The following is a 17991-nucleotide window of genomic DNA, read 5'->3' on the forward strand; positions in this document are numbered from 1 at the left end:
GCGGCCTGAGAGCCAGCCATGCAAAGGTCGCAGGGTGAGCGGCAGGCCTTATTTTAAATTCAACGCGAAAATAAAATAACGAACCTCGCTATTTTACTTTCGCTGCGGGCGCCGACGCTGGCCGGTCTACCCTATCGACACAACCAGGCGCCTGCGGCGCCCTTCGCGGTGCAAGCACCGCTCCCACAATATCGGGCATCGCCGGGCCGACAGAAGGAGGCGCCGTCGGGGCGCCTGCGGCACCCTTCGCGGTGCAAGCACCGCTCCCACAAGGAATGGGGCTTCCCGGTGAGGTCAGCCCGCGAGAACAGACTTATGCGGAGCGCCGGCCGCTGGGGTCGAGGATCTCCCGGGCCATCTCGCGGCCCTGCGAGGTGAGGCGCAGGGCCTCGCCTTGGCGCACGATCAGCCGCTGGTCGCTGCCGCGCTGCACCACCCGGGTGGCCTTGGCGGCGTCCCAGCGCAGGTGGTCGCGCAGGGCGCGGATGACGTTCTCCTCGCCCTGCTCAGGCTCCCCTTCGTGGTTGAAGAGATGCACGGCGAGGGTGCGGATCTCGTTGTGGCGGCGCTGCCCGCGGCGGCGCAGCAGCTGGGCGACCACGCCATAGCGCGGCCCGGCGAGGAAGGCCAGCATCAGAAAGACACCGGTCATCACCGCCATCATGCCGCCGATCGAGACGTCCCAGGCCACCGCCAGGGCGTAGCCGCTGACGCTCGAGCCGATGGAGACGGCGATGCCATAGAGGAACATCAGCCACAGCCGGTCGGTGAGCAGGTAGGCCGTCGAGGGCGGCACGATCACGAAGGCGACGAAGAGCACCGCCCCCACCGCGTCGAAGGCCGCCACGGCGGTGCCGCTGGTCAGCAGCAGCAGGCCGTAGAAGAGCAGCCCCGGCGCCAGGCCGAGGGCCTTAGCCAACGCCTCGTCGAAGGTGGCGAGCTTCAACTCCTTGAAGAACAGCACCACGAAGGCGGCGTTGAGCAGCGTCATGGTGCCCATGGAGAGCAGCGAACGCGGCACCCGGTAGTCGCCGAGGGTCACGGTATCGAGCCACACGAAGCCGATCTCGCCGAGCAGCACGGTGTGGGTGTCGATGTGCACGTCCCGGGCGTAGAGGTTGAGCAGCAGCACGCCGATCGAGAACAGCACGGGGAAGACCAGGCCGATGGCGGCATCCTTCTTGACCCGCCGGGTGCTGACCAGAAGCTCGGTGAGAAACACCGTGAGCACGCCGGCCAGGGCGGCGCCGAGGATCTGCACCGGGCCGCTCTGCTGGTGGGTGATCAGCCAGACGATGACGATGCCGAAGACGATGGAGTGGCCGATGGCATCGGAGAGCATGCTGGTGCCGCGCAGCACCAGGAAGGTGCCCACCAGGGTGGAGGCGATGCCCACCAGGGCGCCCACCAGCATGATCTGCAGGGCCACGTTGTCGAGCAGGGCGGTGAGCATCAGGCGTTCTCCCTGCCGAGCGATGCCAGCACCCGCTCGGCCTCGGCGATGCCCGCCGGGGTCAGCACCCAGCGCCGGGCAGGCCCCGGCTCGCCGGGCGGCGAGGCCTGCCATTCAGTGAGACCGCGGCCCTCGAGCTGACGCAGCACGGCGCGGGTGCGCAGGCCGTGGTAGGTGTCGAGCATGCCCTGCTCCGAGCGATAGACCGGGTCGTCGTGATGCACGGCGAGCCGGTAGAGGGTGGTGAGCACCTGCTGGTAGCGCAGCCGATGCCGTGCGCGCACCCGGCGCACCGCCTCCCACAGGAAGCCGCGCTCCGGGGCCAGGGTCATCGACACCAGCACCACGCCGGAGACGCTCAGGATGATCAGCGGCCCGGTGGCGAGCCCCCGGGAGAGCGCGCTTAACAGCGCGCCGAAGATGCCGCCGGCCACGCCGATCAGCGCGGCCAGCAGCACCATGTCTTCGAGGCGGCGGCTCCACTGGCGGGCGGCCACCGCCGGGGCGATGATCATCGCCGCCATCAGCACCACGCCGACCATCTGCAGCCCGACCACCACAGCCAGCGCCACCATCACCGTGAGCAGCACCTCGAGCCAGGCCACCGGCATGCCCAGGGAGGTGGCGAACTCGGGGTCGAAGGAGACCAGCTTGAACTCCTTCCACAGCGCCGCGACGAGCGCCAGCGCCACGGCGGTGATGCCGCCCATGATCCACAGGTCGGAGCGCAGGGTCGCCGCCGCCTGGCCGAACAGGAAGGCGTCGAGGCCGCCCTGGGAGGCGTTGTTCATGCCCTGGATATGGGTCAGCAGCACCACGCCCATGGCGAAGAAGACGCTCAGGGTGATGCCGAGGCCGGCGTCGGTCTTGAGCCGGCTCATGCGCGTCAGCAGCAGCATGATCAGGGCGGCCAGCGCGCCGGTGGCGAGCGCCCCGAGCAGGATGCTGCCGATCTCCCGGGTGCCGGCGATGATGAAGCCCAGGCAGACCCCGGGGAGCGCGGCGTGGGACATGGTGTCGCCGAGCAGGCTCTGGCGGCGCAGCACCGCGAAGGTGCCGAGCACGCCGCTGACCAGCCCCAGCAGGGCCGCCCCGGCGACGACGTTCTGGATGGTGTAGTCGGAGAGCAGCTCGACGACGCTCATTCGACCCGCTCCGCGGGCTCGGCGGCCGCCTCCTCGGAGAGGAAGGTCCCCTGGTCGAGCAGCGCGATCTGGCCGCCGTAGGCCTGACGCAGGTGGTCGGCGGTGTAGACCTTCGCGACCGGTCCCTGGGCGATGACCCGCACGTTGAGGATCAGCAGCCAATCGAAGTAGCTGCGCACCGTCTGCAGGTCGTGGTGCACCACGATCACCGTCTTGCCCTCGTCGCGCAGGCGGCGAAGGATGTCGACGATGGCGCGCTCGGTGGTGGCGTCGACCCCGGCCATGGGCTCATCGAGAAAGTAGACGTCGGCCTTCTGCACCAGCGCCCGGGCCAGGAACACCCGCTGCTGCTGGCCGCCGGAGAGCTGGCTGATCTGGCGGCGGGCGAAGTCGGCCATGCCGACGAGCTCCAGTGCCTCCATCGCCTCGTCACGCTCGCGGCGCCCGGGGCGACGCAGCCAGCCCAGCCGGCCGTAGAGCCCCATGGTGACGACGTCGAGCGCGGTGGTGGGGAAGTCCCAGTCGACGCTGGATCGCTGCGGCACGTAGCCGACCCGGCGGCGCTGCGCCTTGTAGGGCCGGCCGTGCAGGGTGACGTGGCCCGCCACCATGGGCACCAGCCCCAGCACGCTCTTGATCAGGGTGCTCTTGCCGGCGCCGTTGGGGCCGACGATAGCGGCCATCACCCCGGGCGGCACGTCGAAGTCGATGTCCCAGAGCACCGGCTTGCTGTGGTAGCTGACGGTCAGATCCTCGACGTGCAGGGCCAGGTCCGGTTCGTGAAGCGTCGTCGACATGGGCTCTCTCGCGGGGTAGCGGTTCCAGGGGTGGCGGTCAATACGTTCGGCGGTCAGGACGAGAGGGCTCGTCGGCAGCCGGCGATCAGCTGGCGGGGATCTCCCAGCGCTCGGCCCAGCCCTCCAGGGCCTCGGGCAGCGCAGCCGACTCGCCGCCGAGGGCCTCGACGATGTGCCGCGTGTTGGCGTGGAGCATGCCGATGTAGGTGCCGCCGGCGGTGCCCGCCTCGCCCATGGCATCGGAGTAGAGCTGGCCGCCGATCTCGACCTCATGGCCCTTCTCGCGGGCGGCGTCGATCACCGCCTGGACGGTGCGCGGGTTGATGGTGCTCTCGATGAATACCGCGGGCACCTCACGCTCGATCACCACCTGGGTCATGCGGCGGATGTCCGCCACCCCGGTCTCGGTCTCGGTGCTGATGCCCTGGATGCCGGCCACCTCGATGCCGTAGGCGCGGCCATAGTAGTTGAAGGCGTCGTGGGCGGTGACCAGGATGCGCTGCGCCTCGGGAATGGTCGCGATGCTCGCCTCGATCCAGCCGTGCAGGGCCTCGAGCTGGCTGGCGTAGGCGTCGGCGTTGGCGCGGATGTCGGCCTCGCAGTCGGGGCGCACCTCGACGAAGGCGTCGGCGAGAGTGGGAATGATCTGCGCCCACAGCGAGACGTCCATCCACAGGTGCGGGTCGATGCCGTAGACGTCCTGGACGGTGATCAGGCTTGCCGTGTCGATGGAGGACGGCGCTACCGCCACGGTGGGGGTAATCTCGGCGAAGCGTTCCAGCACGTTGCCGAGCTGGCCCTCCAGGGAATAGCCGGAGTAGAAGATCTGCTCGGCCTGCTGCAGGGTCGCCACGTCCCGGGCGCTGGCCTGATAGAGGTGGGGATCGACCCCGGGCCCCATGATCGCCGAGACATCGGCGCACTCGCCGCCTACCTCGCGTGCCACGTCGGCGATCATGCCGATGGTGGTCACGGTGGTCACCGGCGGCTCTGCCGCCATGGTCTGGCCGCTCAGCGCCAGCAGGCCCAGCGTCATCTTCCAGCGTGTCATATGCCCTTCTCCGTGAACGTGATCACCGCACCGATAATATAGCCTTTGCTATACCTCAGCAGAGTATACATTTCTTATCGACCCGATAGAGCCATTAACAGTATGAACGTGATGGTGTGCTGTCGTGCGTTGAAGGGCGCTACCCGTCGACCGCGCACTCGCTGAGCGGGAAGGCGCTTCAGCCGTCGTCGAGAAAGCGTTCGAAGGCGGCCAGGGTCTCGCCGCTGACGTGGTGCTCGATGCCCTCGGCATCGAGACGCGCGGTCTCGGCGCTGACCCCGAGCTTGCGCAGGCAGGCCTCGACGAGGCGGTGGCGCCGCCGGCTCTCGGCAGCGAGGCGCTCGCCCGCCTCGGTCATGGAGATCCCCCGGTAGGGCCGCTTGACGATCAGTCCCTCCTCTGCCAGACGCTTGAGCATCTTGGCCACGGTGGGCTGGGCGACGCCCAGGCGCCGGGCGATATCGGTCTGCCGGGCCTCGCCGCTGTCGGCGATCAGGTCAGAAATCAGCTCGACGTAATCCTCCGCCAGCTCGGTGCGCCGCGCATCGCGCGCCTTGCGAAAGCCCTGCACGTGGCTATCCGGCTCGATGAGTTTCCCATGGCGGGGCTTGAACGCTGATGACATCGAATCCTGACCTGAGATGAAGAGCTGGAGGGAGAAGAGTGGATCCTGCTTCTCTCATGATGCCTCGCCGCAACAGGATTGCAATTTCGGCGGCGCACCGGGGCAGGCGACGCCGGCCCTTCCCGACGCCAGGGCCGCGCCGCACTGGTAGGATGTAACGCGATTTCATCGACGAGGGGGAAAGCGCCTTGCACCAGGATCCGCTGCTGGCACTGAGCCGCTACCACCCCGTGGTGATCGAGGGGATGGGGAGCCACGATACGCGCGACCCCGATGAGGTCGCCGCCCACGTGGCTCGGCGGCTGCGCGCGCACTGGGCAGAGCGGCGCCGGAACAAGCCGGCGCTGATCGTCACCCAGGGCGACCCCCTGGAGGCTCGCGGCATCTCGGCCATCACGCCGCGGGTGGCCTCCGAGTTCAAGCTGGCCCGGGGCCTGGTCTGCCTGGATGAGACGATCGCCGATTATCATGCGCCCAACGCGGACCGCGATAACGTGATCCTGGAACTGCGCTATTCCCAGCTCGCTCGGCTATTGAATGCCCGCCAGCCCGACGCGACGGCGCGGCTCGAGGCGGCCGTGGAGCGAGACATCGAGCGCAAGAATGCGCGCCGCCACGCCCTCGGCAAGAAGCCCCTGAAGGACTACTTCCGCGACTTCGCCCTGTTGCAGGAGGTCACCAAAGCCGGCTGTTGCCGGCTCTGCGGCGGCATTACCGTGGCGCACACATCAAGCGAGATCCACGAGTTTTCCGTGACCAGTTTCTACACCGTCGGCCTCTCGCTTGGCTGGGTCGAGCCCGAGGATATCGTCGCGTATGCGCCCGGAATGATCCTCCCCGAGCCGACAGACCCTTGACCGGAAAGATGCTCGAGCAGACAGCGGCTAGAGCAGGCACACTGGCACGGCCGGGGTCATCGAGCGATAGCCCGGCTGAGCATGCATTTGCCACATCATGCATTTGCCACACAACGAACCACGCATTGGCCATTCAAAGAAGGACGGTGATCGGATGAGCGCTGAACAACATCGCATAGTGCTGCTGGACGGGGGCATGGGACAGGAGCTCAGGCGGCGCAGCGATCGCCCCGCCTCTCCGCTGTGGTCCGCGCAGGTCATGCTGGACGAACCGCAGCTGGTCACCGCCGCCCACCGCGACTTCATCGACGCCGGCGCCGGGATCATCACCACCAACAACTACAGCGCCACACCGCAGCGCCTGGCGCGCGACGGCGAGCCCGCCATGTTCGAGCCGTTGCAGGCCGCCGCGCTGAACGCCGCTCGAAAGGCCCGCGAGCAGAGCGGGCGGGCGGTGCGAATCGCGGGCTGCCTGCCGCCGCTGGTGGCGAGCTATCACTCTGAGGTCGTGCCCGACGACGCCACCTGCCTGAACGACTATCGCCGGCTGGTGCAGGTCCAGGCCGAAGGGGTCGACCTCTTTATCTGCGAGACCATGACGCTGGCCCGCGAGGCGCTAGCCGCGACCCGCGCGGCGGTGGAGCACGGCGCCCCGGCGTGGGTCGCCTTCACGGTGGACGACACCGACGGTACGCGTCTGCGTTCCGGCGAGCCGCTGGTCGAGGCCGCGCGGGCGGTGGTGGCGGCCGGCGCCGCGGCGGTGCTGGTCAACTGCTCGGTGCCCGAGGCAGTCACCACCGCCATGGAGGAGCTGGCCGATCTCGGCGTGCCGTTCGGCGGCTACGCCAACGGCTTCACGGCGGCGGCGGATCTCGCGCCCGGCGGCACGGTGGAGGCGCTGGAGACGCGCCAGGATCTCGATCCCGCGGGCTATGCCGAACATGCCTGTCGCTGGATCGAGCGGGGTGCGACCATCGTGGGCGGCTGCTGCGAGGTCAGCCCCGCACATATCGCCGCCCTGGCCGAGCGCCTGATCGCCGGGGGATACCAGCCGGTGGCGTCCCTCACGCCCTCGGACGCGTGAGGATCGGCCAAGACGCCTCAGCCGACGCGAAACGGGCGTCGCGGATCCACGTCGTCGGGTGTCGCCTGCACCATCCGCACCCGGCGCTCGTGGGCCGCTCGGCCGAACTCCGCGTACTGGAACTCGGGCAGGTCGTCGAAGGCCGCCTGCTCGGCGACGGAGAGCGCGAAATAGCCCTCGGTGATGCCGCTCCAGTAGATGGCGCCCAGGCACATGGGGCACGGCTCACAGCTGGTGTAGAGCACACAACCGGCCAACCGCCGGGTGCCCAGGTGATCGGCTGCGGCCTGCAGGGCGCGGATCTCGGCATGGCCGGTCAGGTCTTGCGTGGCCTTCACGTCGTTCACGCCCTCGCCGACGAGGATGCCATCCTTCTCGACCAGGGCGGCAAACGGCGCTTGGCCGCGAGCGGCGTTGTCGGCGGCCCGCTCGATGCACCGCGCGATCCAATGCGATCTCCACTGCTGATCCGTCATGGGGTTCTCCCCGTCTGAGTGGGTGACACGCCGCTTGCGCAGCCCGCCGGCTATCTGACCATCCCGGTACGCCGAGGGTCCAGCCGGATGCGCTCCCGCCCAGGCCGTCGTGATAGGCTTTCGATCATCGTCATCAAGGAGTGCGCCATGAATGCCGCCGAGCTACTCGACCGCCTGGTGGGCTTTGCCACCGTCTCGCGGGACTCGAATCTGGACCTGATCGCCTTCGTGGAGGGCTACCTGGACGAGCACGGCGTGGAACACTGGCGCGTCGAGAGCGACGATGGCGGCAAGGCCAACCTGCTGGCGCGCATCGGGCCGGACGTGGCGGGCGGCGTGGTGCTCTCCGGCCATACCGACGTGGTGCCGGTGGACGGCCAGCCCTGGTCCACCGATCCGTTCACGCTTTCCGACAAGGGCGACGGCCGTCTCTACGGCCGCGGCACCTGCGATATGAAGGGCTTCATCGCCTGCGCGCTGGCCGAGGTGCCGCGCTGGACGGGCCTTCCGCTCGAAACGCCGATCTGGCTGGCGCTTTCGTATGACGAGGAGGTGGGCTGCATCGGCGCCCCGCGCATGATCGAGCGGCTTCTCGCCGATCACCCCCGCCCGGCCGCGGTGATCGTCGGCGAGCCGACGATGATGCACCCGGTGGTGGCTCACAAGGGTGCCACCAACCTGCGCACCACCGTCACCGGCCGCGCCTCCCACTCCAGCCAGGTCAACCAGGGGGTCTCGGCGATCCATGTGGCCGCGCGCCTGGTGACCCGCATCGAGGACGTGATGGCCGAGCTGCGCGCCGAGGGCCGCGTCGACGAGGCCTTCAACGTCGTGCACTCGAGCCTGCACGTGGGCAAGATCCAGGGCGGCACGGCGATCAACATCATGGCCCGGGAGTGCTCGTTCGAGTGGGAGATTCGCCACCTGCCGAGCGACCGCTTCGAGGAGCTGCTGGGGCGCGTGAACGCCACCGCCGTCGAGCTCGAGGCCGAGATGCAAAGGCGCGCGCCGGAGGCCGGCATCGTCACCGAGGCGCTCAACACCACGGTGCCGGCGCTGGCCGACGACAACAATGCCGAGGTGCTGGGGCTCTGCCGCGAGCTGCTCGACGAGCGTCCCGCAGGGGCCGTGGCCTACGCCACCGAGGCCGGCCAGTTCCAGCGCGAGGGGCTGCCCACGGTGATCTGCGGGCCAGGCAGCATCGGCCAGGCCCACCAGCCCGACGAGTACATCGACATCGAGCAGCTCGAGGCGGGCACGCGATTCATGGCGGCACTGGGCGAGCGGCTACAACGAAAGTAGAATGCCGGCTTCCTGCCCTCGCCTGGAGCCCCCATGCCGCGCCTGATGATCGTCAAGACCGGTGACAGCTTCGCCGACGTAATCCGCGACCACGGCGACTTCGAGGACCTCTTCCTCGCCGCCCTCGCCCCCATGGCCGAAGTCGGCCGCGACCTCACTCTGACGGTCCACGATGCCCGCACCGAGGGCGTCCCGCCGCTGCCGGCGGCCGAGGATGGCGTGCTGATCACCGGCTCCCACGCCATGGTCAGCGACGCCGAACCCTGGAGCGAGGCGCTCAAGCCCTGGCTCGTCGAGGCCCGCGACCGCGGCGTCGCCATGCTCGGCGTCTGCTATGGCCACCAGCTGATGGCGGCGGCCTTCGGCGGCGAGAGCGGCTACCACCCGGACGGCCGCGAGGTCGGCACCCGCCAGCTGCGCCTGACCGCGGCCGGGCGCGCCGACCCGCTGCTCGGCGCCCTACCGGCGACCTTTCCGGCCCAGCTGACGCATTCCCAGTCGGTGCTGAGCGCCCCGCCGGGCGCCGAGGTGCTGGCCGACAACGACCATGACCCCTTCCAGGCGCTGCGCCATGGGCCGCGGCAGTGGAGCGTGCAGTTCCATCCGGAATTCAGCGCCGATGTGATGCGGGCCTATCTCGCCCACCAGCGCGAGGCCCTCGCCGCCCAGGGCGAGGAGCCCGAGGCGCGGCTGGCCGCGGTCGCGCCCACCCCCGAGGCCGGCGGCCTGCTGGCCCGCTTCGCCGAGCGGCTCGCGCTCACGCCCAGCGTCGCCTGAGCCCCGGGCACGCGAGAGCTCGGATAAGACCGCGCCTCGAAAAAGACCTCAAACATAAAAGCACCCCGAAGGTTGGAATGAGCGTCCAACTTTCGGGGTGCAGTTCACGGACGGTGCGGGGGCGCTTTCGTGTCGCGTCTAGCGGACTAACGGCACGGGGCTAGCGGCGTGAGCCCTCGGCGGCCTCGCCGCCCGGCGCCTCGTCCTCCAGGGCCCGCTGCTGGATGCGCCCGATATCCGGGGCTCCCTCGGCAGCCTTGCGACGCTGGCGATGCAGGTCACGCAGGGAGCTCGTCATCATGGTGACGACGATGATGCCGCCGCCGATCAGCGCCAGGTCCGTAGGCACCTCGCCGACCCACCACCACACCAGCAGTGAGCCGAGCAGGGTCTCCAGCAGCAGCACCAGGCTGACCTCGGCGCCGGGCAGGTAGCGAGTCCCGGTCTGGATCAGGAAGTAGGCGGCCGGCAGGAACAGCGCCATGATCGCCAACAGCGGCACGTCCTCGGCGGGCGGCAGGCTCGCGCCGCCGACCAGGACGGCCGGCAGCAACATCGCCAGACAGCCCAGCGGCAGGATCACCGTGGTGTCGATACCGCGACGCCGCTCGCCCTTCTGGGCACTGGCCACCGTGGTGTTGATGGCGATGGAGATCGGCACGAACAGCGCCACACCGAGCCCCAGCAGGCTGCCCTGCCCCACCTCGCCGGCGGCCATCAGGCTGGCCCCCCCGACGCAGATGGCGATCACCACCCAGGTCTGGCGGCGCAGCCGCTGCCGGAAGAACACCAGGCCGATCAGACCGGCCACCAGGGGCGCCAGGTTCATCATCACCAGCACGTTACCGGCCGAGGTGAAGCGGTTGGCGACGACGAAGGCCCAGCCGCTGGCGGCGAAGGCCAGCGGACACCACCAGGCGGCGGGCCCGCAGGCGCGGATCGCCTCGGGCAGGCGACGACCATAGCGCGCAAGGGCGATCATCAGCAGCACGCTGCCCAGCAGCAGGCCGCGCCAGAACAGGAAGGTCTGCGGCGATACGCCGGTTTCCTTGACCAGCAGGGCATCCGGCGAGAGCAGCAGCACCCCGGTCATGGTGATCAGGTAACCCCGCAGCCGAAATGGCAAGCGCTTCCACATGCTCGTGTCATTCCTCTTTCGAACCATCAACGACAAGCAGGCCGGGGGGATCCCCGGCCTGCCATGATTACCGACGTCGTCCTGCCCTCAGGTGTCGTGGACACCCGGGGCGGCGACGCTAGCCGGGCTCAGGCCCGTTCGCGACGCTTCACCGGTGCCTCGTCGTCACGACGACGACGCGGAGCACGCTCGGGTGCGCCCTTGTCCTCGCTGATCTCCAGCGGACGACCGGCGACGCGAGCCCGGGCCATCTTGGCCAGGATGCTCTCCGGCAGCGAGCTCGGCAGCTCGACCACCGAGAAGGCGGTGCGGATGTCGATGCGACCGATCCGGTTGCCCTCGATGCCGCCCTCGTTGGCCAGGGCGCCGACCAGCTGGCCCGGCTTGACGCCGTCCTGGTGGCCCACGGCGACGCGGTAGCGGGTCATGCCCTCGCGCGGCGCGCTGTCGCGACGCTTCGGCTTGGCATCACGCGCGTTGCGATCGTTGTTGCGCTCGGCGCGGGGCGCCTGCAGGCGACCGATGGGCGGCTCGTCGGCACGTGCCATGCGCGAGAAGGCGCAGGCCAGCTCGATGGGGTCGTGACCTTCTTCGACCAGACGCTCGATCAGCGCACGCTGCTCATCGGCACCGGCGGTCAGGGCGGCGACCACGCGCTGGTGGAACATCTCGTCGCGATGGGCGCGGATGGCGGCCTCGTCGGGCAGCGGCATCTCGCTCATCTTCTGGCCGGTGGCCTGCTCGAGCCAGCCCACCTTGCGGCCTTCGCGGAAGCCGACGAAGGTGATCGCGATACCGGTACGACCGGCACGGCCGGTACGACCGATGCGGTGGGTGTAGGCCTCGGCGTCCTGCGGCAGGTCGTAGTTGATGACGTGAGTGATCCGCGGCACGTCAAGGCCGCGGGCGGCCACGTCGGTGGCGATCAGCACGTCGACCTTGCCGCGCTTGAGGCGCTGGATGGTGCGCTCGCGCAGGCTCTGGTCCAGGTCACCGGACAGGCTGGCGACGCTCATGCCGCGGGCGGAGAGCTGCTCCATCAGGGTGGTGCAGGCGGCACGGGTACGCACGAAGACGATGGCGCCGTCGACGGGCTCGACCTCGAGGATGCGCGCCAGCGCCTCCTGCTTGGCGCCGCCGTCGACCCGCACCATGCGCTGGTCGATGCTGGCCGCGGTGCCGACCTTGGCCTCGATGGCCACCTTGACCGGGTCGACGAGATAGCGATTGACGATACGCTCGATCTCGGTCGGCAGGGTCGCGGAGAAGAAGACCCGCTGGGCGTTCTTGGGGGTATCGGCGACCACGCGCTTGACGTCATCGATGAAGCCCATGCGCAGCATTTCGTCGGCTTCGTCGAGCACCAGCGCGGAGAGGCCGTCGAGCTTCAAGCTGCCACGATCCAGGTGATCGATGATGCGGCCCGGGGTGCCGACCACGACCTGGGCGCCGCGGCGCAGGGCGGAGAGCTGCTCGCGATATTCCTGACCACCACAAAGCGTGGCGACTTCCAGGCCCTTGAGGTTCTGACCGTACTTGCTGAAGGAGGCGGCCACCTGCTGAGCCAGTTCCCGCGTGGGGGCCATCACCAGCACCTGGGGCTCACGACGCGTCAGCTCGAGACGAGAGAGCAGCGGCAGGGCGAAGGCAGCGGTCTTGCCGGTGCCGGTCTGGGCCTGACCCAGCATGTCGCGGCCTTCCAGCAGCGCGGGAATGGTCTGCGCCTGGATCGGCGACGGGGTCGTGTAACCCTGGGATTCAACAGCAGTAAGAACGGCAGGCAGCAGGGCCAGTTCGCCGAAGGTCGGCGAGACGACAGAAGTCGAGGTCATGAATCACACCTTGGTAGGCCGGCATCGCCGGCAAATAACATCGGTGGCGCCCCTGACGCGGTCAAGCCATCAAGGCACCCTGCCAACCATTCAGCCCGAAGGCGACGGAGCAGAGCATAAATCGGAGTCGGGGACGCCGGTCGCACCTGGCATTCGGCCCATGCCATCGCAATCGATGGCCGCATGAGCCGCTGTGGCGACCGTTGGCGCCGATCTCGCCCGTGTGGCGGATCTCGGTGGCGCTCCATCTACACAATTCGAACGCGTGAGGCACAGCTCTAGCTGCTGGGCTTCCCGCTTCGGCGCTTGCCTCTCCGGTAAGGAGGAGGTCGCGTCGTCATGATGGTGGGGTCAACACATGCGAGGAGCGCGCATGCTACCATCGTCGCGGTGACCTGGCCAGCTTTATTCGTTCCACCCCTTCAGGAGCCCTTCATGCCGAGCCTCTGGGTCGATGCCGACGCCTGCCCCCGGGTAGCGCGCGAGATCATCGTCCGCGCCGCCGAACGCACCGCCACCCCGACCTGGTTCGTGGCTAACCACGCCGTACCGCTGCCGCCCTCGAAGTGGGTCAGGGGCCTCGCGGTGAGCCAGGGCTTCGACGCCGCCGATAACGAGATCGTCGAGCGACTCGCCAAGGGCGATCTGCTGATCACCTCGGACCTGCCGCTGGCCCTGGAGGCCATCGAGCGCGGGGCGCGGGTGATGACCACCCGCGGCGAGGGGCTGGATGCCAACAACATCCGCGCGCGGGTACAGATGCGGGACTTCATGGAGACCCTGCGCGCCAGCGGCGAGCACACCGGCGGCCCCAGCGGCTACTCCGACGCCGACCGTCGCGAGTTCGCCAACGCCCTGGACCGGTGGCTGGCCAAGAACCCCTAATCATAACGCCTCCGCACCCGGTGCAGATGCGACTGATACCAGGACGGGCATGGAGACCCTGCGCGCCAGCGGCGAGCACACCGGCGGCCCCAGCGGCTACTCCGACGCCGACCGGCGCGAGTTCGCCAACGCCCTGAATCGCTGGCTCGCCAAGAACCAGCGCCGCTGATGCCGGTGCCACACACCCTGTGCCGGCTGGCGCGACCGAGATAACGGTAGAGTCCCCGCCGTGGCGCCGGGGACGGCACGAAGCGGAGGTCTTTTTCCAGGGATGGAAAAAGTAGCGCCCAGGGACGGGTTCACAGCGCCTCCGCGCAGAGCCGTCGACGGCGACACGCCCCACCGCACTCCTGCGCCGCCATCACAGCCAGACCATCCCGGCAGCGGCTTACCCCTTCTCGCGGATGCCCTGCCCCGGCAGGCGCTCGCGATCGTGGGGCCGCTCCAGCTCGAGGCGCGGGCCGGCGGGCACGATGCGAGTCGGGTTGATGGTGTCGTGGCTGTAATAGTAGTGGCGCTTGATATGGTCGAGGTCCACCGTCTCCGCGATGCCCGGCCACTGGTAGAGCTCGCGCAGATAGTTCGACAGGTTCGGGTAGTCCTCGATGCGCCGCAGGTTGCACTTGAAGTGGCCGTGGTAGACGGCATCGAAGCGCACCAGGGTGGTGAACAGGCGGATATCGGCCTCGGTCAGCCACTCGCCGGCCAGATAGCGGGAATCAGCCAGGCGCGCCTCGAGCCGATCGAGGGCCGAGAACAGCGCCATCACGTGCTTCTCGTAGACGTCCTGTTCGGTGGCGAAGCCAGACTTGTAGACGCCGTTATTAACGTGCTCGTAGACGTCGGCGTTGATGGCATCGATGGTCTCGCGCAGGTCGGCCGGATAGAGATCCAGCCGGTTGCCGGTGAGGCCATCGAAGGCGCCGTCGAGCATGCGGATCAGGTCGGCTGACTCGTTATTGACGATGCGGCTCTGCTGCTTGTCCCACAGGGCTGGCACGGTCACCCGGCCGGTGTAGTGAGGATCGGTGAGGGTATAGAGCTCACGGTGGTAGTCGACGCCGTTGACGGCGTCGCCGCTGGAGCCCTCGTCACGGTGATAGCTCCAGCCCTGATCGAGCATCAGCGGGCTGGTGTGGGAGACGCCGATCAGCCCCTCCAGGCCCTTGAGGCGCCGCATGATCAGCGCGCGATGCGCCCAGGGGCAGGCCAGGGAGACATAGAGGTGGTAGCGCCCCGCCTCGGCCGGCAGCCCCGGCTGGCCATCCGGCCCGGGGGAACCGTCGGGGGTGATCCAGTCGCGCAGCTTCGCCGATTCCCGCACGAACTCCCCGCCGTGCCGCTTGGTGTCGTACCACTGATCATGCCACTGCCCGTCGATCAAGAGTCCCATCACGGCCTCCTCGGTTGCGAAACGTTGCCCCCAGCTTAAGATCAGAAAATCGAAGCTCAAGCGCACTTTTTCCGCCCGTTCATTCGATTTTTTCAAGCCTCTACGCTGAGCGCACAGGCCTGGACGGCCTCCTGCAGGTGGCGGGCCATGGCGCGGGTGGCCGGCCCGGCGCGATCCTGGTCGCGATGCATCAGCTGGATCGGCACCTCGCGCCGGCCGCCCGCCGCCAGCGCCAACGGCACCAGGCGACCCGCCTGCAGGGCCTCGGCGATGCGCGTCTCGGGCACCCAGGCGAAGCCGAGATTGCGCTCGAGCATGTCGATGGAGGTGTCCAGATGGCTCACCGTCCAGCGCTGCTCGGCCTTCAGCCAGCCGGCATCCAACGACTGGCGCAGAGCGGAATCGCGCACCACGAGCTGCCGGTGCTGCTCCAGGTCGCGCAGGTCCAGCATCCGCCCCAGGCAATGGAGTTCATGGTCGGGGTGGGCCACGGCGAGGAAGGCGACCGTCACCAGCGGCTCGCCCAAAAACCCCTTGGCGGCCAGGCCGGAGACCAGCAGGTCGGCATGGCCGTCCTGCAGCATCTCGAGCCCCCCGTTGAGCACCGTCTCGTGCAATTGCACCCGCACGTGGGGATAGGATTCGGAGAAGGCCTCCAGCGCCTGGGCCAGGGCATCCGGGGGAAAGATCTGGTCGATGGCCAGCACGATCTCCGCCTCCAGGCCTTCGGCCAGATGACTCGCGACGTCCTCCAGGGAATCGGCGTTCTCGATCAGCTGGCGGGCCCGGCGCAGCAGCATCTCGCCGGCCTCGGTCAACCGCACCTGACGCCCCACGGGCTCCAGCACCCTCACGCCGAGCTGCTGCTCCAGCTTGTGCACCGCATGATTGAGGGTCGAGGGGCTCTTGTGGACGGCTTCAGCGGCGCGCGCGAAGCCGCCGTGGTCGACCACGGCGGCCAGCATCTGCCATTGGGCCAGGGTGACACGCGACATGTCGAATTCCTCGAACAGGGACAGCCTATATTGCCGCTGAATTTTCGAAAAAATCGACTAGAGATGCCAGCCTTGCGACGCTTTTTTACATTTCCGCTACGCGGATTAACGACAAGGAAATATAAAGAAAAGACTTATTTTTTCACTCCTAATCAAAATAACGTCTCCAGAGAATCAAACAAAATAAGCTCTACCTAACAATAAGACGTGACGCAGCGACGGAAACTTGACGAAAACACTCGGCCATTTGACTTGCGGATATCGTCGCCAGGCGCCATCCTTTCGAGCGCCGTCGGCCAACGGCAAAACAGGCCTCACGCCCCGTCACTTTCTCGCGCAAGTACGGCGGTGACGGCGCTTGGGGAGCTTTTCTGTATATCCATACAGACTAGGCATCTCATACGTCATAGAGTATGGTTCTAAGGCCATTTTTTCGCGTTTCCTTTCTTAAACTGTCACGGCCTTAATTATCATGATGCGAATTCTTCATTCGCTACCCCGCACTCACAAGCTGCTGCTGTTACCCGTTGCTACCATGGTGACCGTGCTGGGAGCCCAGAAGGTGTTCACTACCTTCGAAGATGTTCAGCGTGATCGACAGACGCTCGATACCGTTCTCGTTCCCCTCGACGCCGACGCAAGCCCCGGCCTGCCCGCGCTCAGCACCAAGCAGGACGCGGTGAGCGACGCCCTGGCCAAGGCCAACCGGGCGCTGGATGCGACCCGCGGCCACGTGCCGATCTCCGCATTGACGGCCTCGGAAGTGGTCGATATCGACTTCATCGACGCCGCCAGAGCCAACAGCGCCGAGTCGGCAGCGCTGACCGCCGCATCATCACCCGCTGATCAGGAGGCGGTCGAGGTTGCTCGCCTCGACGAGGGTGCCCAGCACATGGCCGTGGTCGTCGGCACCATCGCCGCCGGCATGCTCGAACTCGACGACGGCATGGTCGCCGATGCCACCTCCTACGAAGATGTCAGCGAAGACGAGCTCGCGCTGTTCGACGAGGGCCCGATCGTTCTCGACCAGGAGATCGTTGCCACCGAGCCCTTCGTCCCGCAGTGGCAGACCTATAGCGTGCAGAGCGGCGACACCTTCGCCATCATGGCCCAGGAGCATCTCGAGATGGGCTATAGCGAGGTCATGGCGCTGCTTGATTCCCTGCCCGAGCCTCGCCTGCTGACCCACTGGCGCGTCGGCGACCATTTCGAATACCAGCTGGACGAACAGGGCGACCTGCTCGCCCTGCGGATGATGAAGAACGCCCGCGACGGCTACCTGGTCGAACGCCAGGACGACGCCTTCGAGGTCGCCACCATCGAGCGCGCCGGCGAAGCCACGCAACGCCTCTTCGCCGGTACCATCAGCGGCAGCTTCGCGCGATCGGCCAAGGCCACCGGCCTGACCAGCGCCGAGGTCGCGGAACTCTCCAGCGTGCTGGAAAAGAAGCTCGACTTTCGCCGCGACACTCGTCGCGGCGACCGCTTCCAGGTGCTGGTGGAATCCGACATCATCGACGGCGAGAGCCTCGACCCTCGCGTCCTCGCGGTCGCCTACGAAGGCGCACGCATGAACCTCACCGTGGTGCGCAATCCCGACAATAATCGTTTCTATACGCCGGAAGGCGCGAGCCTCGACCCGGCCTTCAACCGCTACCCCTTCGAAGGGCGCTATCGGCTCAGTTCGCACTTCAACCCCAACCGCCATCACCCGGTCACCGGCCGCATCAGTCCCCACAAGGGCACCGACTTCGCCATGCCGATCGGGTCCAACGTGCTGGCACCGGCCGACGGCCGCGTCGAGAAGGTCGGCAACCACCCAGCGGCGGGGCGCTACATCGTGATCCGTCACGACAACGGCTACAAGACTCGCTACCTGCACCTCTCTCGCCCGATGGTCAGCAACGGTGAGCGCGTCACCATGGGCGAGCGCATCGCCCTCTCCGGCAACACCGGCCGCAGCACCGGCCCGCACCTGCACTATGAGGTCCTGGTCAACAACACCCAGGTGAATGCCATGAAGGTGTCGCTGCCGGATAATCAGAGTCTGCAGGGAGATCGCCTGGTGGCCTTCCAGCGTCAGGCGAAGCCGATGCTGGCGGCCCTGCAGAGCGGCCAGACCGGCAGTGTGGTGGCCAGCACCGAGCAGCCCGCCGCGGATGACGACGAAGGCTGATCGCG

Annotated in this window: 16 protein-coding genes and 1 pseudogene; 7 read left to right on the forward strand and 10 right to left on the reverse strand. The window is 67.9% G+C overall.

All coding sequences use genetic code 11. The features are described from left to right. Positions 1 to 313 precede the first annotated feature (313 nt). From RSO68_RS05105 to mntR, 5 genes are all read right to left on the reverse strand, one after another. Entirely contained in the window at positions 314 to 1453 is a 1140-nt protein-coding gene (locus tag RSO68_RS05105) for a metal ABC transporter permease (RefSeq protein ID WP_315585675.1), read from the reverse strand. Then, positions 1453 to 2598, reverse strand: coding sequence for a metal ABC transporter permease (locus tag RSO68_RS05110; RefSeq protein ID WP_315585676.1), 1146 nt, complete (start codon positions 2596 to 2598; stop codon positions 1453 to 1455). The genes RSO68_RS05105 and RSO68_RS05110 overlap by 1 nt, the downstream gene beginning before the upstream one ends. Beyond that, the gene (locus RSO68_RS05115; protein WP_315585677.1) at positions 2595 to 3395 is read right to left on the reverse strand and encodes a metal ABC transporter ATP-binding protein; all 801 of its coding nucleotides are present in this window, start codon (positions 3393 to 3395) and stop codon (positions 2595 to 2597) included. The genes RSO68_RS05110 and RSO68_RS05115 overlap by 4 nt, the downstream gene beginning before the upstream one ends. Positions 3396 to 3480: 85 nt before the next feature. After that, positions 3481 to 4446 carry a metal ABC transporter solute-binding protein, Zn/Mn family gene (locus RSO68_RS05120; RefSeq protein WP_315585678.1) on the reverse strand — a complete coding sequence of 322 codons (966 nt, stop codon included), beginning with the start codon at positions 4444 to 4446 and terminating at the stop codon, positions 3481 to 3483. A gap of 178 nt (positions 4447 to 4624) precedes the next feature. After that, entirely contained in the window at positions 4625 to 5071 is a 447-nt protein-coding gene (gene mntR / locus RSO68_RS05125) for a manganese-binding transcriptional regulator MntR (RefSeq protein ID WP_089852235.1), read from the reverse strand. Between the two features lie 188 nt (positions 5072 to 5259). Between mntR and RSO68_RS05130 the strand changes: the two genes are divergently transcribed. Together RSO68_RS05130 and RSO68_RS05135 are read left to right on the forward strand one after the other, a co-directional pair. Beyond that, positions 5260 to 5928, forward strand: a complete 669-nt coding sequence (locus RSO68_RS05130; protein ID WP_315585680.1) for a hypothetical protein — start codon at positions 5260 to 5262, stop codon at positions 5926 to 5928. 154 nt (positions 5929 to 6082) lie between these two features. Continuing rightward, complete coding sequence (locus RSO68_RS05135) at positions 6083 to 7012, forward strand: homocysteine S-methyltransferase family protein (RefSeq protein WP_089852239.1); 930 nt, start codon at positions 6083 to 6085, stop codon at positions 7010 to 7012. Positions 7013 to 7029: 17 nt separating this feature from the next. On the opposite strand, the gene RSO68_RS05140 is transcribed toward RSO68_RS05135, so the two are convergent. After that, on the reverse strand, positions 7030 to 7488 hold the full coding sequence (locus RSO68_RS05140) for a nucleoside deaminase (protein ID WP_315585681.1): 459 nt from the start codon (positions 7486 to 7488) through the stop codon (positions 7030 to 7032). Between the two features lie 147 nt (positions 7489 to 7635). Between RSO68_RS05140 and argE the strand changes: the two genes are divergently transcribed. Both argE and RSO68_RS05150 read left to right on the forward strand, forming a co-directional pair. Further along, positions 7636 to 8790: an acetylornithine deacetylase gene (argE, locus tag RSO68_RS05145; RefSeq protein ID WP_315585682.1), complete on the forward strand. Its 1155-nt coding sequence runs from the start codon at positions 7636 to 7638 to the stop codon at positions 8788 to 8790. Positions 8791 to 8823: 33 nt separating this feature from the next. Continuing rightward, a complete protein-coding gene (locus RSO68_RS05150) occupies positions 8824 to 9567 on the forward strand; it encodes a glutamine amidotransferase (protein ID WP_315585683.1) in 744 nt (247 codons plus the stop codon). 160 nt (positions 9568 to 9727) lie between these two features. Here RSO68_RS05150 and RSO68_RS05155 read toward each other — a convergent pair whose 3' ends face one another. Together RSO68_RS05155 and RSO68_RS05160 are read right to left on the reverse strand one after the other, a co-directional pair. After that, positions 9728 to 10705, reverse strand: a complete 978-nt coding sequence (locus tag RSO68_RS05155; protein WP_315585684.1) for a DMT family transporter — start codon at positions 10703 to 10705, stop codon at positions 9728 to 9730. Between the two features lie 128 nt (positions 10706 to 10833). Further along, positions 10834 to 12537: a DEAD/DEAH box helicase gene (locus RSO68_RS05160; protein ID WP_089852249.1), complete on the reverse strand. Its 1704-nt coding sequence runs from the start codon at positions 12535 to 12537 to the stop codon at positions 10834 to 10836. Positions 12538 to 12972: 435 nt separating this feature from the next. Here RSO68_RS05160 and RSO68_RS05165 point away from each other — a divergent pair, with 435 nt between their 5' ends. Both RSO68_RS05165 and RSO68_RS05170 read left to right on the forward strand, forming a co-directional pair. After that, positions 12973 to 13422 carry a YaiI/YqxD family protein gene (locus RSO68_RS05165; RefSeq protein ID WP_315585685.1) on the forward strand — a complete coding sequence of 150 codons (450 nt, stop codon included), beginning with the start codon at positions 12973 to 12975 and terminating at the stop codon, positions 13420 to 13422. A gap of 43 nt (positions 13423 to 13465) precedes the next feature. Beyond that, a pseudogene (locus tag RSO68_RS05170) lies at positions 13466 to 13591 on the forward strand (DUF188 domain-containing protein); the annotation flags it as partial. Positions 13592 to 13810: 219 nt separating this feature from the next. Here the strand turns inward: RSO68_RS05170 and RSO68_RS05175 are convergent. After that, a complete protein-coding gene (locus RSO68_RS05175; RefSeq protein ID WP_315585686.1) occupies positions 13811 to 14815 on the reverse strand; it encodes a glutathione S-transferase family protein in 1005 nt (334 codons plus the stop codon). 92 nt (positions 14816 to 14907) lie between these two features. Continuing rightward, positions 14908 to 15810, reverse strand: a complete 903-nt coding sequence (locus RSO68_RS05180; RefSeq protein WP_315585687.1) for a LysR family transcriptional regulator — start codon at positions 15808 to 15810, stop codon at positions 14908 to 14910. A gap of 472 nt (positions 15811 to 16282) precedes the next feature. On the opposite strand from RSO68_RS05180, the gene RSO68_RS05185 reads away from it, so the two are divergent. Beyond that, positions 16283 to 17986: a peptidoglycan DD-metalloendopeptidase family protein gene (locus tag RSO68_RS05185; protein WP_315585688.1), complete on the forward strand. Its 1704-nt coding sequence runs from the start codon at positions 16283 to 16285 to the stop codon at positions 17984 to 17986. Positions 17987 to 17991: the final 5 nt, after the last annotated feature.

The sequence above is a fragment of the Halomonas saccharevitans genome, assembly GCF_032333995.1.
GTDB classification, from domain to species: domain Bacteria; phylum Pseudomonadota; class Gammaproteobacteria; order Pseudomonadales; family Halomonadaceae; genus Halomonas; species Halomonas saccharevitans.